Consider the following 20,231-nt stretch of genomic DNA (forward strand, 5'->3'; position numbering starts at 1 on the left):
GGCTCGGCGACCACACCCCCGTATGGACGCCACTTCGTCTCGCGCGCACGTCCTCGCGGTCGTCGGCCCCGCCGTCGACCGGGGGCGACTCTTAGACGCGCTCTCGCCGCTTTCGGTGTCGCTCGCCGCGTCCGTCGATGCGGTGAGCCGGCGCGCCGAGGACGAACGGGTCGACTGCGTCGTGCTTGCGACCGACCGACTCGCGGACGTTGAAGCGGTCCACGGCGCGCTCGCGGTCCCGCTGGTCGTCGTCGTCCCGACCGACGGCGACCTCTCGGCGGCGGCCGCCCGCGACGCCGGCGCGGCCGACGTGGTACCGGTCGTCGACTCGAACCTCTTCGAGCGGCTTCCCGAACGGGTCGAAAGCGTCGTCGCGTGGCGTCGCCGCGGCGCGACGGCCGCGAGCAAGATAACCGAGGACCTGAAGGAACAGGCGATAGACGAGGCACCGGTCGGCATCACCGTCGCCGACTGCTCGCTTCCCGACCGACCGCTCGTCTACGTCAACGAGGCGTTTGAGGCGATGACCGGCTACTCGGCCGACGCGGCGCTGGGGCGGAACTGCCGATACCTTCAGGGACCGAACACCGACCCCGAGCGGGTCGCCGAACTCCGCCGCGCCATCGAGGCCGAAGAGTCGGCGTCGGTCGAACTGCTGAACTACCGCGCGAACGGCGAGACGTTCTGGAACCGGGTCGACGTCGCGCCGTTGAGCGGGCCGGATGGCGAGGTGACCCACTACGTCGGCTTCCAGACCGACATCACGGAGCGCGTGCGCGCGGAGACGGCCGCCGAGCGGTACGCCGAGAGAGTCGACGAAGAGCGCGAGCGTCTCCAGACGCTCGTCGAGCACATCGAGGGCTTGTTGGCGGACGTAACGAGCGCGCTCGTCCGCGCGGAGAGCAGACAGGAACTCGAAGCCGCCGTCTGCGACCGAGTCACCGCCGCCGGGTCGTTCACCTGCGCGTGGGTCGGCCGCTGCGACCTCGCACCGGCGGTCATCGTCCCGAACGAGCGGGCCGGAGCCGACACCGAATTCCTCGACGGCCTCGAAATCGACCGGTCCAACCCCGACGACCCCACCGCTCGCGCCGCGGAGACGCGGACCGTCCAGTCGGCGACTGTCGGTGACGGGAGCGTCTCCGCGGAGACGCTCGTCCCGTTCGACTCGGTCATCGCGGTTCCGTTGGCCCACCGCGGGACGCTCTACGGCGTCTTGACCGTCTACACCGACGCCGCGGAACTCGACGACCAGGTTCGGGTGGTCTTCGGGACGCTCGGTCGGGCGGTCGGCGCGGCCATCGACGCTTTCGAGAGCCGGCGGTCCCTGCTGTCCGACGAGCGGCTCGAACTCGAAATCGAGGTGCGCGACGAGACGCAACCGCTGGTCCGACTCGCCGCCGCGGGGGACTGCAAACTCTCGTACCGCGGTTCGGCCCAACACGACGACGGGACCGTGAGTCTGTTCGTCTCGACGGACCCCGCGACGGAGTTCGACGAGGTCGACACCGCGCTCGACGGCCTTCGGAGCGTCGACGTCCTCCCTCGCGGTGACGACGCCGAACTCTACGAACTCACCTTCGCCGACGGGTCGCTCGTCCACCTCGTCGCCGACGCGGGCGGGCGACTCGTCGACCTCGAAGTAGACCGCCTCGGCTGTCGGCTTACGGTCGTCGTCCCCGACCGCGTAGCGGGGCGGGCGCTCCTCGACGACTTCAAGTCGGTCGCGGCGAACGCCGAACTCCGATCCGTGACGAACCGGTCCGAACCGCCGGAGGCGCGCCGCGAGTTCGTCGCGAGCGTCAACGACGACCTGACCGACCGCCAGCAGTCGGCCCTCCAACTCGCCTACCTCGGCGGGTATTTCGAGTGGCCGCACGCCGTCACCGGCGACGAACTCGCGGAGACGATGGGTGTCTCGCGGGCGACGTTTCACCAGCACCTGCACGCGGCGGAGCGAAAACTCATCTCTCGGTTTTTCGATGGAGAACCGTACTAGCGGGGATATCCGGCGTTTCGATAGCCGCTCGATGTCTACCGGCCTCGGTACCCCGACATCAGCACCCGTGACGACCCACGAACTGAATCGCGGTCTCGACCCACAGACGTGACGTCTCCCCGTCACGACGGAGTTCGGGCGGTCCGGCCGGCCAGACAGTAAAAGATTAACACCCCAGGCGAACAACCCCCGCCAACGATGGCCGAAGACGTCAAGCCGACCCGCAAGAACTTGATGGCGATCGAAGATCGCATCGAACTCTCCGAGCGGGGCCACGACACGCTCGAACAGAAGCGTGACGGGCTCATCATGGAGTTCATGGATATCCTCGACCAGGCCCAGGACGTGCGGGCCAACCTCAATCAGGACTACGAGCGCGCGCAGAACAAAATCAACATGGCCCGCGCCATGGAGGGCGACGTGGCCGTCCGCGGCGCGGCCGCCGCGCTGAAGGAGTACCCCGAAATCACGACGCAGTCCAAGAACATCATGGGCGTCGTCGTTCCGCAGATCGAGTCCTCGCGTGTGAAAAAGAGCCTCGATCAGCGCGGCTACGGGCTGCTCGGCTCCTCGGCCCGCATCGACGAGGCCGCCGACGCCTACGAGGAACTCCTCGAATCCATCATCCTCGCCGCGGAGGTCGAGACGGCGATGAGGAAGATGCTCGAGGAAATCGAGACGACGAAGCGCCGCGTCAACGCGCTCGAGTTCAAACTCCTGCCGGAACTCTACGAGAACCAGGAGTACATCGAGCAGAAGCTCGAAGAACAGGAACGCGAGGAGATCTTCCGCCTGAAGAAGATCAAGGCGAAGAAGGAAGAAGAAGAGAAGGAAGAACGCGCCGCCAAGGAAGCCGCCGCCGAAGCGGAAGCGGCGACCGCGGCCGACTGAGGCCGACCGCGCGCGACCGTTCTCTCTCCAGTTCTCTCTCGGTCGGGTCTCCGACCGTTTTTCACCGTCTCGGCGCGTAGAGACTGCTATGTCCTGTCCCGACTGCGACGGTGAAATCGCCGTCTTCGCAGTGCCCGAACCGCTCGAGTCTCACGCGCCCGAAGCGGCGCTGACCGTCGGGTTGTGTGCCGGTTGCCTCCGACTTCACCCGGCGGAGACGGCGCCGACCGGCGGCGACTCGCGCCCGCTCGCGGACGTGCTCCCCGAGGGCGACGCGGGCGCTTCGGTCGCGCTCCTCGTCGGCATGCTCGACTCGCTGGCGCTCAACCGCGCCGGCATCGTCGACTGCGTCGAGTTCGCCGAACGGTCTGGCATCGACGTGCATCTCACGCTCGACCGACTCCAGCGGGAGGCGACCGACCCTCACTTCGACGTCGCCCGTCGGCAGGCGCAGTTGGACGCGTTCCTCTGAGCGCCGCCGCTCCGTGCTGTCTGACAGCGTGGCGCGCGAAGACGCCGAGGAGGAGTCGCTTAGACGCCGGTGGAGTACCGGAGAATGCCGGCGATACCGCCGAACGCGTCGTAGAGCTGTTCGCCTTTCTCGAAGTCCGTGCTGATGAACTTCGTCTCGGTGCCGCGCTGGTCGGCGAGGTCCATGAGCCACTCGATGACGTCCTCGCGCTCTTTCAGCTCGGCTTCCGAGCCGCCTTCGCACTCGTGGGTCGGCGTGTTGTGACGGTGGTCGACGAGTTCGTACTCCTCTTGGCCGTCGCAGTCGTAGATGGCGATGTCCTTCCGCAGGTCCTCGGAGATGAGGAGACGGTCGACAGAGCCCATCACGAGGTTCTTCCGGGTCGCCTCGAACCCGTATGTGGACTCGTTGCCGCGGTGGAGCTTCTCGAAGAACTCCTCCATCTGCCTTTTGTCCTTCATGACCTCCTGGTCGGCCAGCGCGTCCTGGCCGGCGTCGACGAGGTCGTAGAGGCCGGACTCGTCGGTGTAGGCTACGTCGAACTTCCCGACGACGAGGTCCTGCAGTTCGTGGTGGAGGTAGTCGCCGTCGAGGAACTCGTCTTTCGTCGGCGAGGGGCCGCCCACGAGGATGCCGTCCATCTCGTGTCGCTTGGGGACGAACAGGTCGTTGGCCATGCCGGCGACCTCCTGATAGAAGTTGTCGATGGCTTCGAGGCGGAGGCGGGCGAAACGCTGGGCGGACTGACCACCTTTGCGCTGCTTACCGGGGACGAGCGACGAGGCGCTCTTGACCGGCTCGACGCGCTTGCCCTTGAGCCAGCCGACGTTGGCCTCGCGGCGGTCGAGGACGATGAGCCCGAACAGGCCCTTGTCCATGAGCATGTCCTCGAGCGGCCCGGTGAGGAAGTTCGAGTCGCAGTGGTACCGGAACGACTGAATCGGCTCCGGCGGGCTCTCCAGCACCTTCGTGACCATGTCCGTCTGGCCGCCGCCGGAGTTGACCGCTCCGGAGAACATGACGATACCGCGGTCCGGTGGGAAGGTGTCGTAGTACCGGAGTCGGTCCTTGATGCTCGTCAGGGCGTCTTGGACGTTCGTTCGCGTCTGCTTCGATTTGATGTTAGACGCTTCGCTGTGCTCCGTGATGACGTGTTCGACCACGTCGGAAATCTGCTTGTCTTCGGGGATGTAGATGGTGACGAGCTGCGTTCCTGACCCTTCGTACTCTCGCAGGTCCTCGATGACCTTCTTGAATTCGTACTTTCGGCGGTCCTCGCTCGCCTCCTCGGCGTCGCTACTCATCACTCCACCTAGTCCCTCCAGCGGCTAAGTAACCTTTGACTGGTCACGTTCCGCGGTATCCTGCCGCACGAGCCGCCCTACGACCCGACTTCGAGACGAGCGCGGTCGGAGAACATTTATGTGGCTGTCACGGGTGGACTTCGACGTTGGAATTATGGCCCGGGTGTACGCAGTTGCCAGCGCGAAAGGCGGGGTTGGAAAGACGACGACCACGGCCAACCTCGGGACGACGCTCGCGATGGCCGGTCACGATGTCGTCGTCGTCGACGGTGACCTCGGGATGCCGAACCTCGCCGGCGCGCTCGGCGTCGACCCGGACGGGGCGACGCTTCACGACGTATTGACAGGCGAGGCGGCGGTCGAGGCGGCCGTCTACGAGGGACCGGCGGGACTCTCGGTGCTCCCCGGCTCGAACGCCCTCGAAGCGTTCGCGACGGCGAACGCGAAGGAACTCGAACCGGTCGTCTCGGCGCTCGAAGCGAGCTACGATATCGTCATCATCGACACCGGCGCGGGGCTGAGCGACGACACCTTCGTCCCGTTGAAGCTCGCCGACGAGGTCGTCTTGGTCTCGACGACCGAGCGCGAGTCGCTCGGCGACACTGAAAAGACCCGACAGCTCGCAGAGCGAATCGGCGCCGACGTGGTCGGCGTCGTCCTCACGCGCGTCAACCAGTCGAACCCGAACGCCGACGTGGTCGCCTCGCTCCTCGACGCCGGCGTCATCGCCGTCGTCCCCGAGGACCCGGCCATCCGCGAGGCGCTCAGCACGCAGATTCCGGTCGTCGCCCGCTCGCCCGACAGCATCGCGGCCGCGGGCTACCGCGCCCTCGCCGAAGCGCTCACCGGCAAGCCGGTGCCGATTCCGGACGACGCGGTCGACTCGGCCGACTCCGAGGCCGCGGCGGACGAGTCGGACACGGAACCCGAACCGGCGGCCACCGCGGAATCCGCTTCCGACGCGGCCAGCGACGACGACGCGGTCGACGGCGAAGCAGCCACGCCGGAGGCGAGTGAGCACACGTCGGTCGTTCAGGTCGACGCGGACCCCGCAGCGGAGTCCGACCCGGAATCGGAACCCGACGTCGAAGCCGAGACCACTGATATGGGCCCAGAGCCGGCGGTCGAGGACACTGACGCCGACCCCGAACCGGACGACGACCTCGCGGCGTCGATTCCGTTTTCCGGTGGCTCCGCTGAAGCGTCGGACGACTCCGCCGAACCCGACGTGGACCCCGCCGAGGACGCGGGCGAACCGGCGGTCGAAACGGATGCAGTCGCCGACCCGATGGATGGTGACGACTCCGCCGAACCCGACGGTGTCGTCGAAGCCCCAGACGTTGGTGCGGCCGCCGTCGAAGCCGGTGATGACGACGCGCCGGCCGACCCGCTGGCGGCCGACACGTCCGACGACTCGATGGTCGCAGACCCCGAACCGGTCGGCGACGAGGAACCGGAGAGTGACCCGCTGGCGGCGGACCTCGAAGCGGTCACTCGCGGCACCTCGACCGCCGACCATGAGGCCGCCCTGGATGTCGACGCCGACGCCGGTGCGACGGGCACGGACCCGCTCGCTGAAGGGACCGTCGAAGCAGAGTCGGTCGGCGACCTGTCGCCCGGTTCACCGTCCGACGACCCCGCCGAGGTTCCCGAGACGCCGGCGGACGATGCTGACCCGGTGACTGAGGGTTCCGAATCTGAGGATTCCGAATCCGCGGAGTCCGTCCCTACGGATTTCGACCCCGACGCCGAGGAGACGGACGCGCACGGCGCGGACGAACCTCTCGTTGCCGAGGCTGAGCCGAGCACCGCCGACACTGGTGCTGACGCCGACGCCGACGCCGACGCCGACGAATCGCCCGAAGCCGGCGGCGACGAGGAGGGCGTCTACACCACTTCGCTCGTCGAGGAGGTCGAGTCGTTCGACGACGACGAGCGCGACGAGAAGAAAAAGGGATTCTTCAGTCGTTTCCTCGGCTAAACGGGAAGGCCTTTTACTCGCGTCTGCGGAAAGCCCTCTATGGCAGACTCTGAGTCCGTTCCCTTCTGGTGGATAGTCCTGTTTCTCGTCCTCGCGCTCGGCAGCGGTGCCGCCGTCGTCTTCTCGGTCGGCGGGTCGCTCATCTCGGGGGCCGCGGTACTCCCGCTTTTCTTCTGAACCGCCGGAAAAAGCCGTCTCCGAAGAACTCGCTCAGCCCGCGGTCACATCGACTCGGGCGCTTCCACGCCCACGATAGCGAGTGCGTTCGCCACCGCGTTCCGCGAGGCCTCAACGAGCGCGAGGCGGGCCGCGCCGACCTCCTCGTCGGCGTCGAGCACGGGGCACTCGCGGTAGAAGGTGTTGAACACCTCGGCGAGCTCGCGGGCGAACGTCGCCACGGTGTGGGGTTCGAGGTCGTCGGCCGCGGCCTCGACGACGGCGGGGAACCGCGCGATGGTCGCCAGCAGGTCGCGCTCGGCGTCGGTCGTCAGCACGGTCGGGTCGACCTCGCTCGCGTCGAGGCCGGCGGCGGCCGCCTCGTCGGCGATGCCGCAACAGCGCGCGTGGACGTACTGGATGTACGGCGCGGACTGCGCCTCGAAGTTGAGCGCCTGGTCCCACTCGAAGGTGATGGTCTTCGTGGGCTGTTTGGAGACGATGTCGTAGCGGACCGCGCCGATGCCGACCTGCCGGGCGATGCGGTCGATGTCGGCCTCGCCGAGGTCGTCGTCGCGAGTGCGGCCTTCGAGGCGGGTCTCGACCTCGTCGCGGGCGCGGTCGATGGCCTCGTCGAGGAGGTCGTCGAGCATGACGCCCGTCCCCTTGCGGGTGGACATCGTCTCGCCGCCGGGGAGGTTGACCCACGAGTAGATGACGTTCTCCAGTTTGTCCACGTCGTTGCCGAGGATGTCCAGCGCGGCGCGGAGCTGTCCGGACTGGAGCTTGTGGTCCTCGCCGAGGACGGTCACGGCGCGGTCGTAGTTGTCGAACTTCCACTCGTGGTGAGCGAGGTCACGCGTCGTGTACAGCGAGGTGTCGTCCGACCGGAGGAACACGAGGTTCTTCTCGAAGCCGTAGTCCTCGAGTTCGAGTTGCCACGCGTCTTCCTCGTAGACGGCGTGGTCGGTCTCCTTGAGGCGCTCGGCGAGGTCGCGGGTGCTCCCGTCGAACATGAACCGCGTCTCCTTGACGAACTCGTCGAACTCCGCGGGGAGGCGTTCGAGACACTCGCGCATGCCGCCGAGCACCTGGTCGACCACGGTCTCGACGCGGGCGTAGGTCTCCTCGTCGCCCTCCTCGATGCCCTGGAGAATCTCGGTGATTTCCGCTTCCGCCTGCTCGACTTCCTCGGGGTCGGCCTCTTCGAGGAACGCGTTGCCCTTGCGGTAGTAGCGAACGAGGTCGTACTCGACGCGCTCGCGCGCGGGTTCGCTGTCGAGCTCCGCTTCGTCGAACGTCTCGTAGGCCCACGTGAAGACGGCCATCTGGCGGCCGGCGTCGTTCACGTAGTAGTGGCGGTCGACGTCGTTGCCGGCGAAGTCGAGCAGGTTGGCGACGGCGTCGCCGATGACCGGGTTACGGGTGCGACCGACGTGGACCGGGCCGGTCGGGTTCGCGCTCGTGTGCTCGACGACGACGCTGTCGCCGGTCGCGGGCAGGCGACCGTACTCCTCGTCGGCCGCGGCGGCTTCGAGGGTGTCGTCGTAGTAGGCGTCGGAGACGTGGAAGTTGACGTACGGGCCCTGCGTGTCGACCGCGGCGAGGTAGTCGTAGCCCTCGACGGAGAGTTCGTCTGCGATGTCGACGGCGATCTTCGGCGGCGGCGCGCCGACGACCCCGGCGAGTCTGAAGGCGACGCTGGAGGCGAGCGTCGCGGGTACGTCCTCCGGCGGTTCCTCGACCCCGAGGTCGTCGGTGGGAAGGTCGAGCGACGAGAGCGCCGCAGAGAGCGCCGTCTCGACCTCCTCACGGAACTGTCTGAACATGTACGCGGATTCTCGATAGGCGGCTAAAGGCCTTTCCGAACCGTTCGAGCGACCGCGCGCCGCATCGAACGGTGACGCTCGTTTCCCCGGTTGACGGGGTAGTCTTCCCGCCGCTCGCTCCGATACCTTACCAGTTAGGTAATAGTGGTATATCGTAAGCGGACGACATTCAAATCACGGGCGGCGACCCGCCGCTCTCACCACCCCACCCATGAGTCAATGCAACCACTGCGATGCGTTCGTGTCGAACAACTTCGTCCGCGTCTTCGGCGACGAGGACGGCAACGTGTACGCGTGTCCCAGTTGCTCGGCGAACGCGGGTATCTCACAGGTCAGCACCGAGCGGCGAGCGTCGTCTCCCTGAGGACGCGATTCGGTCGCTGGCCCGACGGCCCGGAACGCGTGGCATCGCACACTCACCGCCACTCCCCATCACACCCACACTCTCCACCACCACACACCCACACCGTCACACCGACCCAGCGGCCGGTGCCGCTCTCGTCGAACCGAGAGACTTGACCGCGCGTCCGCCGAACACGCCCTTCTCGACGCGGTAGACTGACCGACGGACTTACCCGTTCGCGATTGGAACTGTCGCGTATCCACGGCGGTCGCGTCCACCGGTCGTTCCTTCTCTGACTATCTCACTATTGGAACGCATCTCACTTACGATATGCTTATGGGGAGCGCGTTCGAAGCGAGAGGTATGTCAGAATCGGCAGTCGCCGCGGCGGTCGGGTACGACGAGTTGGCCACGCTCAAACTCGTCGCGCTCGACGGCGGGCGCTCCGGCCCGGTCAAGCTCTCCTGTTCCGGCGTCGCGAACCGACTCGACGTGTCGAACCAGACGGCCTCTCGTCGCCTCCAGCGCCTCGAAGAAGCCGACTTCGTCGACCGCGAGGTCGTCGCCGACGGCCAGTGGATAACCATCACCGACGCGGGGGAGTCCGCGCTCAGACAGGAGTACGCCGACTACCGACGCATCTTCGAGACGCCCTCGGTTGTCGTCCTCGACGGCGAGGTCACCGGCGGGATGGGCGAGGGTCGCCACTACATCTCGCTTTCGGGCTACATGGAGCAGTTCAGAGACCGGCTCGGCTACGAGCCGTTCCCCGGCACGCTGAACGTCCGCCTCGACGACGACGCGGTCCGCGCTCGCGCCGGCATGACCGCCCTCGACGCGGTCCCGATAGACGGCTGGGAAGACGACGAACGCACCTTCGGCCCGGCGACGTGTTACGCCGCCTCCGTCGCGGTCGGCGACGAGTCCTACGAACCGGTCCACATCATCGTCCCCGAGCGAACCCACCACGACGAGTCGCAACTGGAGATAATCGCGCCCGATAAGCTCCGCGACGAACTCGACCTCGACGACGACGACGAGGTCACGGTCCGCGTCGAGGAGGCGGATTACGAATGAGCCGCACCGCCGAGTCGACCGGCGACTTCGACGCCGTCTCGCGCGTTCTCGACGCCTTCCGCGCCGGCGAACCGGTGCTCGTCCACGACTTCGACGACCGCGAGGGGGAGACCGACCTCGTCTACCCCGCGGGCGCGGTCCGTCCGGCCGACGTGGCCCGGATGCGCAACGACGCCGGCGGCCTCGTCTGCGTCGCCCTCCCGAACGACGTGTCAGAATCCCTCGGCCTCCCGTTCATGGACGACGTGCTCGACCACCCGGCCGCGTCGTCTCACGACCTCGCCTACGACTCTCGGTCGTCGTTTTCGTTCACGGTGAACCACCGCGACTCGTTTACGGGCATCACCGACCGCGACCGCGCGATGACCATCTCTCGACTCGCACCCGTCGCCGAGGCCGCCCGCGCCGGCGAGTACGACGCCGACGACTTCGGCGGCGAGTTCCGTGCGCCCGGCCACGTCCACCTGCTCCGCGGCGCGCCGAACCTGCTTTCTGACCGGCAGGGCCACACTGAACTCGGCCTCGCGATGGCCGACGAGGCGGGTATCCCGCCGGCGGTCGTCGTCTGCGAGATGCTCGACGACGAGACCGGCGCGGCCCTCTCGAAGGACGCCGCCCGCGACTACGCCGACCGACACGGCTTCGCCTTCGTCGACGGCGACGGCCTCATCGACGAACTCGTCTGAGCGATCGAGGGGGTCCGCCCCGATTTACCTTCTCACGCGCGCCCGTCGCGCCACGACCACGTCGGTTCCCAGCCGAGCAGTCGCTTTGCCTTCTCGGTCGAAACGAGCGCCTCGTGGTCCGAAAGCGGCGCTCTGACCTCCGCGCCGGGGTAGACCTCGCGGGCGACTGTCTCTGACTCGACGGTCGTCGAGGTGTCGGCGGCCGCGGCCCAGAACACCTCGTGGCCCGCGAAGTCGGCTTCGAGCGCCCGGCGGACGAGCCGCGCGGCGTCCTCTCTGCCGAGGTACGAAAAGAGCGTGTTGCGCGCGGTGTGGAAGTGCCCGGCGTCCCGCAGTCCCGACAGCGAGCGGTCGGCCTCGGCGAAGGTCCGGCGGGCCTCTTCTTCACTCGGCATCCACGGGAATCGGAGGCTGGCGACCGTCTCGGGTGCGTCGTCGCGGCGGACGACCCCCGCGGCGGTCTGCTCGGCGACGTACTTCCCGAGGCCGTAGGGGTTCGAGGGCGTCGCGCGGTGGGTCTCGTCGACCGGGAGGAAGTCGATTCGAGCGGGGTCGGGTTCGAAGCTCCCGCCGATGGCGCTCATGCTGGAGGCGGCGACCACGCGGTCGATGCCGAGCGCGGCGGCGACTTCGAGGACGACGTAGGTCGACTGGACGTTGCTCTCGAAGACGCGGTGGCCGGGGTCGTTCGTCGGCGTCGAGATGGTTCCGAGATGGACGACTGCGTCGGCGTCGACGTCGCTGAGCGCCGCGGTGAGGTCGCCCGGGTCGAGCGCGCTCACGCGGTAGTCGTGGTCCGCGAGCGACGACTCGCTGTGCCGCGAGCAGTTCGTGACGGTGTAGCCGCTCGCGCGGAGGTGGGCGACGACGGTCGGCCCGAGGTTTCCGGTCCCGCCCGTGACGGCGACGGATTCGAGGCTCATACCCCGTCATGGCGGCCCGCGGACAAAACCGCGGGGGACGCGGTGGTCGGGTCGTCATGATTTTAGAGGGGGGCCACCGAAGGCCACTACATGGGATTTGACGAGATGGATGTCTCGACGATTTGGCAGAGTGGAGAGTACAAGGACTGGGAGGACGCGACGGTGCACGTCCTCACCCACGGACTCCACTACGGGACGGGCGTCTTCGAGGGCGTTCGCGCCTACGACACCGACCGCGGCCCGGCCATCTTCCGTTGGGAGGAACACCTCGAACGGCTCTATCAGTCCGCGAAGCCCTACGACATGGAGATTCCGTACACGCGCGAGGAACTCACCGAGGCGACGCTGGAGGTCATCCGCCGCAACGACCTCGACGGCGGATACATCCGCCCCATCGCCTTCTACGGCTACGACTCGCTCGGCGTCAGCCCCAAGGACAACCCGACTGAGGTCGCCATCGCGGCGTGGCCGTGGGGGACCTACCTCGGCGAGGACGCGCTCGAAAACGGCGTCGACGTGATGGTCTCGTCGTGGCGCAAGCACGCCTCCAGCCAGATTCCGACGAACGCGAAGACGACCGGGCTCTACGTGAACTCCATGCTCGCGGGCGAGGAAGCCCGCCGCAACGGCTACGTCGAAGCCATCGTCCTGAACAAGGAGGGCAACGTCGCAGAGGGTCCCGGCGAGAACATCTTCATGGTCCGCGACGGGAAGCTCTACACCCCCGGGCTCTCCCAGAGCATCCTCGACGGCATCACCCGCGACACCGTCATTACGCTCGCCCGCGAGCGCGGCTACGAGGTCGACGACAGCGCGACCATCAGCCGCGGCGAACTCAACACGGCCGACGAGCTGTTCTTCACCGGCAGCGCCGCCGAAGTGACTCCCATCCGCAAGGTCGACAACGTCGTCATCGGCGAGGGCACTCGCGGCCCGGTCACGGAGGAGCTGCAGTCCGCCTTCTTCGACCTCGTGGAGCGCCGCACCGACGACCACGAAGAGTGGTTCACCTACGTCGACGAGCAGTAGACGCCCGCGAAAACGAGCTCCCTTTTCACGTCACTGTACCGCCACGGCCCGATAGCGACGACCGCCGCCGCCGAATCCTTACTCGTTGCTGGGGACTCGCCCGTCGCCGGACTCTTCGGTCACTTCGATGTTGAACTCGTCCACGTGGTCCTGTTCTGCGAACCCGGCCGAGAGGACGCGCGTGAGGGCCTCTTCGACCTTCTCGCCGGTCTCTTCGATGTCTTCGGGGTCGACTTCCATCACGAACCCGGTGGTGATGTTCGGCGCGGTCGGCATGAAGACGATCTCCTTGCCGTCTTTGGTCGTCTTCCCGGTCTTGAACGCGGTCATGCGGATGCCCGGCCACGTTTCGAGACGGACCGGCTTCTGGAGGTCTTCGGTACCAGTGAGGGCGGTTTCGACCGCGAGCTTAGAAGCGTTGTAGATAACGCGAACGAGCGGGACCTTGTTCATGGCGGCGTCGAGGCCGGATTCGAGCAGGCGACCGGCCGTCGTCCGCATCAGGTAGCCGACTGAGAGGACCAACAACAGGAAGATGATGATGGCGACGAAGAACCCGAACACCTCCGAGAGGTAGGTGTACGGCTCCGGAAACTCCAACAGGCGGTCAACTCCCGGTATGCGGACGATTGCGCCGTACAGAATGGAGAGGACGTACAGGATGACGATGAGCGGAACGAGGACCACGAGGCCGCTGGCGAAGTCGCGTCTCCACGAGGACATTGATATCGGGTACGTGAACCCGCGGGCATAAGGGGATTTCTAGTGCGGGACGGGGGCGTACCCGCACCCCATCGCTCTCTCAGACGCCGACGACCGCCCGGAGTGCGAACAGGGCGTTTTCCTTGCGCTCGCGGACCCGGCGGTAGAAGTACGAGACCCACTTGTCGCCGTAGGGCGCGTACTGCCATACTTCGACGCCCTCGGCGGCGAGTTCGCGCTGGGCGTCCTCGCGCACGCCCATGAGCATCTGCACCTCGTAGTCGCGGTCGTACTCCGCGCCGAGGTCCCGGGCGTAGGCTATCATCTCGGGGTCGTGGCTGCCGACCGCGATGCCGCCGTCGTACTCCCGAAACAGGTACGCGAGGAGCTCCTTGTACGCCTCGTTGACCGCCGATTTCTGCTTGTGGGCGACCGCGGCGGGTTCGTCGTACGCGCCCTTGACGAGGCGAATCTTCCCCGGCACGTCGGCGAGGCGTTCGAGGTCTTCGGGGGTGCGCTTGAGGTTCGCCTGCACGCACAGCCCCATCCCGCCGTCGAACTCGCGGGCGAGTTCCTCGAAGGCGTCGAGGGTCACGTCTGTCGTCTCGTGGTCCTCCATGTCGCACCACAGGAAGACGCCGTGTTCGTCCGCCGCCTCGGCGATGTGCCGGTAGTTCTCTTCGAACACGTGGTCGCCCGCGTCGAGACCGATTTGGGAGGGCTTGACCGACACGCAGGCGTCGATGCCGGCCGAGGCGATGTCCTCGACGAGGCTGACGTACGCCGCCGCGTCCTCGTCCGCGGGGCCGCGCTCCGCGTAGTGCTCCCCGAGGAGGTTGAGGATGACCGCCACGCCGTCGTCGTTCATCCGTCGGGCGTGGTCGAGCGCTCCCGCCGCGGACTCCCCCGCGACGAACCTGCTCGCGATGGGCGGAATCATAACGAACGATTACGACCCTCAGCTATTGAGGGTTATCATCGGTTCGGACGCGAAATCGAACGACTCCGGCGCTTCGAACGGCGACGAACCGTCGGAACTTACATTCTTCGCCGCCGACGGGTCGGTATGGTCGTCTCTCTCGTCGCCACCGCCTTCTGGGCGATGTTGCCCGCGTACGTGCCGAACAACGCCGCCGTCCTCGCGGGCGGTGGCCGCCCCATCGACGGCGGGCGCACGTGGGGCGGTCGGCGCGTCCTCGGGGACGGAAAGACGTGGCGCGGCACCGCCGCCGGGACGCTGGCCGGGACGCTCCTCGCCGTCGTCCTCAACGCCGCCGCGCCCGCGGTCTCGGGCGCGCTCGGCGTCTTGCTCCCGACGTTCCCGCTCGCCGCCGGGTTCGGCCTCGCGCTCGGCGCGATGCTCGGCGACATCGGCGCGTCGTTCCTCAAGCGTCGGTCGGGCCGGGAGCGCGGTGCCGCCTTCCCCGGTCTCGACCAGCTCGACTTCGTCGTCGGCGCGCTCGTCCTCGCGCTCGTCGCTGCACCCGGCTGGTTCTCGGCGACGTTCACCCTGCCCGTGCTCGCGGTCGTGCTCGTGATGACGCCCGTGCTCCACGTCGTCACCAACGTCGGCGCGTACCTGCTCGGGCTGAAAAACGAGCCGTGGTAGGCGGTCGAGCGTCCGCGCGACGGGTCGCCGACCGACGCGCACAAGGCGACAAGGCCGGTCCCTCGGTCGCTCGCGCCGCCGTCCCTTCGGTCCCCGCTCGTTCCTGTTACGAAGCCGATATCACCGCGAGACACCGCGATTAACTCGGCATAATTCGAGTCAAACGTCCCGTACTGCGCTGGACGGACGCCGCGGTTCAAGTCCCTCCGACGGTTGCGACTCGGCCAGATGAAGACAGAACGGATCTCACTCATCGTCGGTGGACTCGTGGCCGTCCTCGCGGCCGTCGGGACGGCCGCGCCGTGGCTCGCACCCGGCGGGGTCGACTGGACCGCCGCGGGCGAACTGCTGGTCGTCGGAACGACGGCGCTTTTCACTCTCACGGCCCTCGTCTGGGTCGTCCTCACCTACGTCGTCGGCGCGGGCTACGAGCCCCCGGCCCCGGAGTACGGCCCCGACGAGATTCAGGTCCGCATCCTCACCGTCGACGCCGAGTCGATCGTCCAATCGACCGTCGACTCGCTTCCGGCGTCGTTCGACGAGGTCCACGTCGTCGCCGAGACCGACATCGACGTCGCGGGCGCAGCGGTCCACGCCGTCCCCGACGAGTTCGACTGCGACGCCGTCCGGAAGGGTCGCGCAATCGAGTGGGCGCGGCGGAACCTCGAAACCGACCGCGAGTACGTCCTCTACCTGGACGAGGACAGCCTGCTGGAGTCGTTCGACGGGCTTCCCGGCTCCGACGTGGTCCAACTGCGCGAACGGCCGCGTCGGACCGACTCGCTGTTCTCCTACCTCGCCGACGTCTACCGGATGGGCGTCCAGATAGAACAGCGCGCCTTCGCGCGCCTCTCGATTCCGCTGTTCGCGTGGGGCGGCGGTATCGCCGTCCGCCGAGAGGTCGAAGAGGCGGTCACGTGGGACCGCGAGACGCTCGTCGAGGACACCGCGTTCGTCTGGGCGGCCGCACAGGAACTCGACGACTTCACCTTCGACCTCGCGACGGCGACCTGCGCCAACGAGGCCCCGCCGTCGCTCACCGAGATTCTCCAACAGCGCCGCCGCTGGGCCGCCGGCAATCTCGACGCCGCGACGGCGCTCCCGGTTCACTACCAGCTTCTCACTCGCGTCCGCAACTACGCGTGGGCGCTCTCGCCGGTGGTCACGGTCGTCGCCGTCCCCCTGTCGGTCCTCGGCGTCGGCCTCGTCGCCAGCGGCCTGTTCGCGCTCGCGTCGCTCGCGCTCGGCGCGCTCACGGCGTTCTGGTACCTCCGGGGTGTGGTCTACTACGGCCGCGACAAGTTCTCGTGGGCGCTCGCGGTCCCGCTCGCGCCGGTCGTCACCGTCGTCCACTCGATGGGGACGGTCGCGGGAATCCTCGACCCGCCCCGCGACTTCCGCGTGACGAAGAAGACCGGGAAGTAGGGGTTCGCCTCGATTGCCGCGGTAGCGTGGGTCGGCGCGACCGAACCGCCCCGAACCGTCCCGCTTAAGCGCCTCCCTGAACCCTCTCGAAACAAGATGGCGAACGCAGCACTCATCGAGGCGCTTCGAGCCGCCGACGCGGTCCAGTTCGGCGAGTTCGAACTCTCCCACGGCGGCACGTCGAGCTACTACGTGGACAAGTACCTCTTCGAGACCGACCCCCGGTGTCTGAAGCTCATCGCCGAGGCGTTCGCGGAGCGCGTCGCGGACGACGACAAACTGGCTGGCGTCGCGCTCGGTGCGGTCCCGCTCGTGGCCGCGACCGCGGTCGAGACGAACAAGCCGTACGTCATCGCCCGCAAGAAGGCGAAGGAGTACGGGACGGCCAAGCGCATCGAGGGCGCGCTCGACGAGGGCGAGGAGGTCGTCGTCCTCGAAGACATCGCGACGACCGGCCAGAGCGCCGTCGACGCCGTGGAGGCGCTCCGCGAGGCCGGCGCGGTCGTCGACCGCGTCATCGTCGTCGTGGACCGACAGGAGGGCGCAGCGGAGCTGTTAGCCGAACACGACATCGAACTGGAGTCGCTTCTCACCGCCGAGGACCTGCTGGCTGACGCCGACCGCTAATACACGCTTGTGACTAATTCACTCGGAATCGGCAATCGAAGTATTCATTTTTGTGCAAGTACGAAGGCGGAGGCATGAACAGAGCAGAGAAGGCCGCACTCCAGTTGCAGGCTGTCTCCGTGCTCCGGATGCTCAAAGAGACCCGGACGTACGACGAGCTGGCCGAACTCACGGGACTGCCGGCCGGCGACCTCAACCGCTACGTCAACGGGCACGTCCTGCCCGGAGTCGAACGCGCCCGGGAGGTCGTCGAGGGCGTCGGCCGCGACGCGCTCGCCGACGAACTCGAAGCCCGCGTCCGATTCGACGACGAGGGCTACGTCGACAACTCCGGCGTCGTCTTCGACCAGTCGTTCCTCGACCTCGTCGCGCCCGTCGCGGCGAACACGCTGAACCTCGAACGCCCCGACGTGATTCTGACCGCGGCGACCGACGGCATCACCCTCGGCGCGGCGATGGCGAGCTACTTCGGCGCGCGCCTCGCGTACGCGAAGAAGTCGAAAGAGACCGCCGTCGAGGACTTCATCGAGTCGCGCCAGCGCCTCGCGTCCGGTATCGAACTCACCTACTACCTCCCCGCCAGCGCCATCGACGACGGCGAGCGCGTCCTCGTCGTCGACGACCTCATCCGCTCGGGCGAGACACAGGAACTCCTCTTGGACATCGCGCTGCAGGCCGACGCCGACATCGCCGGCGTCTTCGCGCTCATCGCCGTCGGCGACGAGGGGACGAACCGCGCCCGCGAACTCACCGACGCCCCGGTCGGCGCGCTGAGCAGTTTCGACTGAGGCTCCCCCGCGGCCGCTCGAATAAACGGCTCTAAACTCGTTAGCCAACTTACAAATGGTGGGAAAATAGGCACTTATGTGCCGTTCTCTCACGCTGAATGGGCTGTTTAACTCGCGTTCGTGGATAATTCTGCCCGGGAGGATGGTAATGCTTATGTGTGCAATCGTGGGTATGCTTAGTCGTGCATCATGGGGCTCTCTGAAACCCTCGCAAACTACTTCGACGTGCATAAACACGGGTCCACGGTCAGGACCGAGATTCTCGCGGGCATCACGACGTTCCTCACGATGTCGTACATCGTCGTGGTCAACCCGTCGCTTCTCACAGACCAACCGTACATCGAGGGCGTCGACGGCATCGCCATCGCCGGGTACACGCCGGGCGAGGTCCAGTCCATGCTCGCTGTCGTCACCATCCTCGCGGCCGCCATCGCGACCACGGTCATGGCGTTCTACGCCAACCGACCCTTCGCGCAAGCGCCGGGCCTCGGCCTGAACGCCTTCTTCGCGTTCACCGTCGTCGGCGCGTTAGGCGTCCCGTGGCAGACGGCGCTCGCGGCCGTCTTCGTCGAGGGAATCATCTTCATCGCGCTCACCGCCGTCGGCGCGCGGGAAGCCATCATCAAGGTGTTCCCCGAACCGGTCAAGATGGCCGTCGGGACCGGTATCGGACTGTTCTTGGCGATTATCGGCTTACAGGCGATGGGCATCGTCGTCAACGATAACTCGACGCTCATCACGATGGGTGACCTCGCGTCGAACCCCGTCGCCATCGTCTCCATCGTCGGCCTGTTCTTGACGTTCGCGCTCTACGCGGCGAACGTTCCCGGTTCCATCATCATCGGCATCGTCGGCACGTCGCTTCTCGGCTGGGGCCTCACCGTCTCGGGTCTCGTCTCGTCCGAGGCCGGCCTCGTCGTCGGCACCTCGGCCGCAACCTACGACATCACGCCGCTCGCCGGCGCGTTCATCTCCGGCTTCGGCAACGTCGAGGCGTTCAGCTTCGCGCTTATCGTCATCACGTTCTTCTTCGTCGACTTCTTCGACACCGCCGGCACGCTCGTCGGCGTCGGGCAGGCCGGGGGCTTCCTCGACGACAACGGCGACCTCCCCGACATCGACAAGCCGCTCATGGCCGACGCGGTCGGTACCACGGCTGGCGCGATGCTCGGGACCTCGACGGTCACGACCTACATCGAGTCCGCCACCGGCGTCGAAGAGGGCGGTCGCACGGGCCTCACCGCGCTCGTCGTCGCCCTCCTGTTCCTCGGCTCGCTCGCCATCGTCCCGCTCGCGACGGCCATCCCGCAGTACGCCTCTCACATCGCGCTCGTCGTCATCGGCGTCGTGATGCTCCGCAACGTCGTCGACATCGCGTGGGACGACATCACGTTCACCATCCCCGCCGGCATGACCATCCTCGTCATGCCCTTCACGTACTCCATCGCCTACGGCATCGCGGCGGGTATCGTCTCGTACCCGCTCGTGAAGGTCGCCGCCGGCGAGTACGACGAGGTCAGCGTCGGGCAGTGGACGCTCGCAGCCGCGTTCGTCCTCTACTTCGTCATCCGTACCTCCGGGATGCTGCAAGCGCAGGTCTGAGACGCCGATCCGCGACCGCTCGATTCCCCCGCAGGCGTGCGTTTCTCTCCGATGCGTCCGCGACACACACCACCGCCGCGTTTTTCCGCTCGGACTCCATACCTCCGAGCGATGTCTCAACTCGTCCTCTACGAACTGCAGGGCTGTCCGTACTGCGCGAAGGTGAAGAACAAGCTCGCCGAACTCGACCTCGAATACGAGTCGCGGATGGTTCCCAGCGCCCACGCCGAGCGCACGGAAGTCGAAGCGGTAAGCGGGCAGACCGGCGTCCCCGTCCTCGTCGACGAGGAACACGGCGTCGAGGGGATGCCCGAGAGCGACGATATCGTCGACTACCTCGAAGAGACCTACGGCTCGGCGGCGTAACCCCCTCCCCTTTCGCGGCGGCCGTCGGGCTCCCGCTTACTGTTCTCGTTTTCGACCGCACGCGGTCTCGTAGCTCGCGCGGAGCGCGTCCGAGAGTTCGGCGATTCGGCTCGGCTCGATATCGACCGTCGCCCACGACCCGACGATTCGACCGTTCGCCTCGAACGGCAGGACGCGGTGTCGTTTCGCGACCGCCGCTCGCGACTCGGCCGACAGCGACGTGAGCGAGAGCCCCTGCTCCGAGACGACGGCGAAGAGCGTCCCGTTCGCCCGAAACGACGGGCAGCCGAAAAGCGCCGTCCGCTCGACCGCCGGCCACGACGCGGCCTCGCGCCACACCGCGGCCGCGAGCGTTTCGACGGCGGCCGGCGACTCCTCACTCGTCCCCGCACCCTCGGTTGTCCTCTTCGATTTCGACATCA

General features: G+C 67.2%; 21 protein-coding genes. 15 read left to right on the top strand and 6 right to left on the bottom strand.

What is annotated here, in order from left to right; all coding sequences use genetic code 11:
- Positions 1-22 precede the first annotated feature (22 nt).
- From C457_RS01865 to C457_RS01875, 3 genes are all read left to right on the top strand, one after another.
- Positions 23-1,999: a bacterio-opsin activator domain-containing protein gene (locus tag C457_RS01865; protein ID WP_008091440.1), complete on the top strand. Its 1,977-nt coding sequence runs from the start codon at positions 23-25 to the stop codon at positions 1,997-1,999.
- 198 nt (positions 2,000-2,197) lie between these two features.
- Positions 2,198-2,890, top strand: coding sequence for a V-type ATP synthase subunit D (locus C457_RS01870; RefSeq protein ID WP_008091441.1), 693 nt, complete (start codon positions 2,198-2,200; stop codon positions 2,888-2,890).
- 88 nt (positions 2,891-2,978) lie between these two features.
- Positions 2,979-3,362: a DUF6276 family protein gene (locus tag C457_RS01875; protein WP_008091443.1), complete on the top strand. Its 384-nt coding sequence runs from the start codon at positions 2,979-2,981 to the stop codon at positions 3,360-3,362.
- A gap of 59 nt (positions 3,363-3,421) precedes the next feature.
- Here C457_RS01875 and prf1 read toward each other — a convergent pair whose 3' ends face one another.
- Positions 3,422-4,666, bottom strand: a complete 1,245-nt coding sequence (prf1, locus tag C457_RS01880; protein ID WP_008091445.1) for a peptide chain release factor aRF-1 — start codon at positions 4,664-4,666, stop codon at positions 3,422-3,424.
- 154 nt (positions 4,667-4,820) lie between these two features.
- Between prf1 and minD the strand changes: the two genes are divergently transcribed.
- Complete coding sequence (gene minD, locus C457_RS01885) at positions 4,821-6,647, top strand: cell division ATPase MinD (RefSeq protein WP_008091447.1); 1,827 nt, start codon at positions 4,821-4,823, stop codon at positions 6,645-6,647.
- Positions 6,648-6,686: 39 nt separating this feature from the next.
- Entirely contained in the window at positions 6,687-6,824 is a 138-nt protein-coding gene (locus C457_RS20505) for a hypothetical protein (protein ID WP_008091450.1), read from the top strand.
- Between the two features lie 44 nt (positions 6,825-6,868).
- On the opposite strand, the gene argS is transcribed toward C457_RS20505, so the two are convergent.
- On the bottom strand, positions 6,869-8,632 hold the full coding sequence (gene argS / locus C457_RS01890; protein ID WP_008091452.1) for an arginine--tRNA ligase: 1,764 nt from the start codon (positions 8,630-8,632) through the stop codon (positions 6,869-6,871).
- 211 nt (positions 8,633-8,843) lie between these two features.
- Here argS and C457_RS21215 point away from each other — a divergent pair, with 211 nt between their 5' ends.
- The 3 genes from C457_RS21215 (at position 8,844) to ribB (ending at position 10,738) form a co-directional block, all read left to right on the top strand.
- Entirely contained in the window at positions 8,844-8,996 is a 153-nt protein-coding gene (locus C457_RS21215) for a DUF7563 family protein (RefSeq protein WP_181950689.1), read from the top strand.
- 315 nt (positions 8,997-9,311) lie between these two features.
- Positions 9,312-10,052 (top strand): DUF120 domain-containing protein, encoded by a 741-nt coding sequence (locus C457_RS01895; RefSeq protein WP_181950690.1) that lies wholly within the window; start codon positions 9,312-9,314, stop codon positions 10,050-10,052.
- Entirely contained in the window at positions 10,049-10,738 is a 690-nt protein-coding gene (ribB, locus tag C457_RS01900) for a 3,4-dihydroxy-2-butanone-4-phosphate synthase (protein WP_008091458.1), read from the top strand. Before C457_RS01895 ends, ribB begins: the two co-directional genes overlap by 4 nt.
- A 32-nt stretch (positions 10,739-10,770) precedes the next feature.
- On the opposite strand, the gene C457_RS01905 is transcribed toward ribB, so the two are convergent.
- Positions 10,771-11,661: an NAD-dependent epimerase/dehydratase family protein gene (locus tag C457_RS01905; protein WP_008091460.1), complete on the bottom strand. Its 891-nt coding sequence runs from the start codon at positions 11,659-11,661 to the stop codon at positions 10,771-10,773.
- Between the two features lie 90 nt (positions 11,662-11,751).
- On the opposite strand from C457_RS01905, the gene C457_RS01910 reads away from it, so the two are divergent.
- On the top strand, positions 11,752-12,690 hold the full coding sequence (locus tag C457_RS01910; protein WP_008091462.1) for a branched-chain amino acid transaminase: 939 nt from the start codon (positions 11,752-11,754) through the stop codon (positions 12,688-12,690).
- A gap of 78 nt (positions 12,691-12,768) precedes the next feature.
- On the opposite strand, the gene C457_RS01915 is transcribed toward C457_RS01910, so the two are convergent.
- The gene (locus C457_RS01915; RefSeq protein WP_008091463.1) at positions 12,769-13,413 is read right to left on the bottom strand and encodes a DUF502 domain-containing protein; all 645 of its coding nucleotides are present in this window, start codon (positions 13,411-13,413) and stop codon (positions 12,769-12,771) included.
- 79 nt (positions 13,414-13,492) lie between these two features.
- Positions 13,493-14,332: a proline dehydrogenase family protein gene (locus C457_RS01920; protein ID WP_008091465.1), complete on the bottom strand. Its 840-nt coding sequence runs from the start codon at positions 14,330-14,332 to the stop codon at positions 13,493-13,495.
- A gap of 126 nt (positions 14,333-14,458) precedes the next feature.
- Here C457_RS01920 and C457_RS01925 point away from each other — a divergent pair, with 126 nt between their 5' ends.
- The 6 genes from C457_RS01925 to C457_RS01950 all read left to right on the top strand — a co-directional run bounded on the left by C457_RS01925 (position 14,459) and on the right by C457_RS01950 (position 19,809).
- Entirely contained in the window at positions 14,459-15,001 is a 543-nt protein-coding gene (locus C457_RS01925) for a CDP-2,3-bis-(O-geranylgeranyl)-sn-glycerol synthase (RefSeq protein ID WP_008091466.1), read from the top strand.
- A gap of 228 nt (positions 15,002-15,229) precedes the next feature.
- Positions 15,230-16,426, top strand: coding sequence for a glycosyltransferase family 2 protein (locus C457_RS01930; RefSeq protein ID WP_008091467.1), 1,197 nt, complete (start codon positions 15,230-15,232; stop codon positions 16,424-16,426).
- Positions 16,427-16,522: 96 nt separating this feature from the next.
- The gene (gene pyrE / locus C457_RS01935) at positions 16,523-17,053 is read left to right on the top strand and encodes an orotate phosphoribosyltransferase (RefSeq protein WP_004973603.1); all 531 of its coding nucleotides are present in this window, start codon (positions 16,523-16,525) and stop codon (positions 17,051-17,053) included.
- Positions 17,054-17,127: 74 nt separating this feature from the next.
- Positions 17,128-17,841, top strand: coding sequence for a phosphoribosyltransferase family protein (locus C457_RS01940; protein WP_004969046.1), 714 nt, complete (start codon positions 17,128-17,130; stop codon positions 17,839-17,841).
- 189 nt (positions 17,842-18,030) lie between these two features.
- A complete protein-coding gene (locus tag C457_RS01945) occupies positions 18,031-19,443 on the top strand; it encodes an NCS2 family permease (RefSeq protein ID WP_008091471.1) in 1,413 nt (470 codons plus the stop codon).
- Positions 19,444-19,554: 111 nt separating this feature from the next.
- Positions 19,555-19,809 (top strand): glutathione S-transferase N-terminal domain-containing protein, encoded by a 255-nt coding sequence (locus C457_RS01950; protein WP_008091473.1) that lies wholly within the window; start codon positions 19,555-19,557, stop codon positions 19,807-19,809.
- Positions 19,810-19,845: 36 nt separating this feature from the next.
- Here the strand turns inward: C457_RS01950 and C457_RS01955 are convergent, their stop codons facing one another.
- On the bottom strand, positions 19,846-20,229 hold the full coding sequence (locus C457_RS01955; protein WP_008091475.1) for a hypothetical protein: 384 nt from the start codon (positions 20,227-20,229) through the stop codon (positions 19,846-19,848).
- Positions 20,230-20,231: the final 2 nt, after the last annotated feature.

Source organism: Haloferax prahovense DSM 18310 (assembly GCF_000336815.1).
GTDB lineage: Archaea > Halobacteriota > Halobacteria > Halobacteriales > Haloferacaceae > Haloferax > Haloferax prahovense.

Coding starts and splice junctions, on each gene's coding strand:
- argS (WP_008091452.1), bottom strand. CDS start 8,632: ATGTTCAGACAGTTCCGTGAGGAGGTCGAGACGGCGCTCTCTGCGGCG.
- prf1 (WP_008091445.1), bottom strand. CDS start 4,666: ATGAGTAGCGACGCCGAGGAGGCGAGCGAGGACCGCCGAAAGTACGAA.
- C457_RS21215 (WP_181950689.1), top strand. CDS start 8,844: ATGAGTCAATGCAACCACTGCGATGCGTTCGTGTCGAACAACTTCGTC.
- C457_RS01945 (WP_008091471.1), top strand. CDS start 18,031: ATGGGGCTCTCTGAAACCCTCGCAAACTACTTCGACGTGCATAAACAC.
- C457_RS01875 (WP_008091443.1), top strand. CDS start 2,979: ATGTCCTGTCCCGACTGCGACGGTGAAATCGCCGTCTTCGCAGTGCCC.
- C457_RS01870 (WP_008091441.1), top strand. CDS start 2,198: ATGGCCGAAGACGTCAAGCCGACCCGCAAGAACTTGATGGCGATCGAA.
- C457_RS01925 (WP_008091466.1), top strand. CDS start 14,459: ATGGTCGTCTCTCTCGTCGCCACCGCCTTCTGGGCGATGTTGCCCGCG.
- C457_RS01950 (WP_008091473.1), top strand. CDS start 19,555: ATGTCTCAACTCGTCCTCTACGAACTGCAGGGCTGTCCGTACTGCGCG.
- C457_RS01920 (WP_008091465.1), bottom strand. CDS start 14,332: ATGATTCCGCCCATCGCGAGCAGGTTCGTCGCGGGGGAGTCCGCGGCG.
- pyrE (WP_004973603.1), top strand. CDS start 16,523: ATGGCGAACGCAGCACTCATCGAGGCGCTTCGAGCCGCCGACGCGGTC.
- C457_RS01865 (WP_008091440.1), top strand. CDS start 23: ATGGACGCCACTTCGTCTCGCGCGCACGTCCTCGCGGTCGTCGGCCCC.
- C457_RS01895 (WP_181950690.1), top strand. CDS start 9,312: ATGGGGAGCGCGTTCGAAGCGAGAGGTATGTCAGAATCGGCAGTCGCC.
- C457_RS01905 (WP_008091460.1), bottom strand. CDS start 11,661: ATGAGCCTCGAATCCGTCGCCGTCACGGGCGGGACCGGAAACCTCGGG.
- C457_RS01910 (WP_008091462.1), top strand. CDS start 11,752: ATGGGATTTGACGAGATGGATGTCTCGACGATTTGGCAGAGTGGAGAG.
- C457_RS01955 (WP_008091475.1), bottom strand. CDS start 20,229: ATGTCGAAATCGAAGAGGACAACCGAGGGTGCGGGGACGAGTGAGGAG.
- C457_RS20505 (WP_008091450.1), top strand. CDS start 6,687: ATGGCAGACTCTGAGTCCGTTCCCTTCTGGTGGATAGTCCTGTTTCTC.
- C457_RS01915 (WP_008091463.1), bottom strand. CDS start 13,413: ATGTCCTCGTGGAGACGCGACTTCGCCAGCGGCCTCGTGGTCCTCGTT.
- C457_RS01930 (WP_008091467.1), top strand. CDS start 15,230: ATGAAGACAGAACGGATCTCACTCATCGTCGGTGGACTCGTGGCCGTC.
- ribB (WP_008091458.1), top strand. CDS start 10,049: ATGAGCCGCACCGCCGAGTCGACCGGCGACTTCGACGCCGTCTCGCGC.
- minD (WP_008091447.1), top strand. CDS start 4,821: ATGGCCCGGGTGTACGCAGTTGCCAGCGCGAAAGGCGGGGTTGGAAAG.
- C457_RS01940 (WP_004969046.1), top strand. CDS start 17,128: ATGAACAGAGCAGAGAAGGCCGCACTCCAGTTGCAGGCTGTCTCCGTG.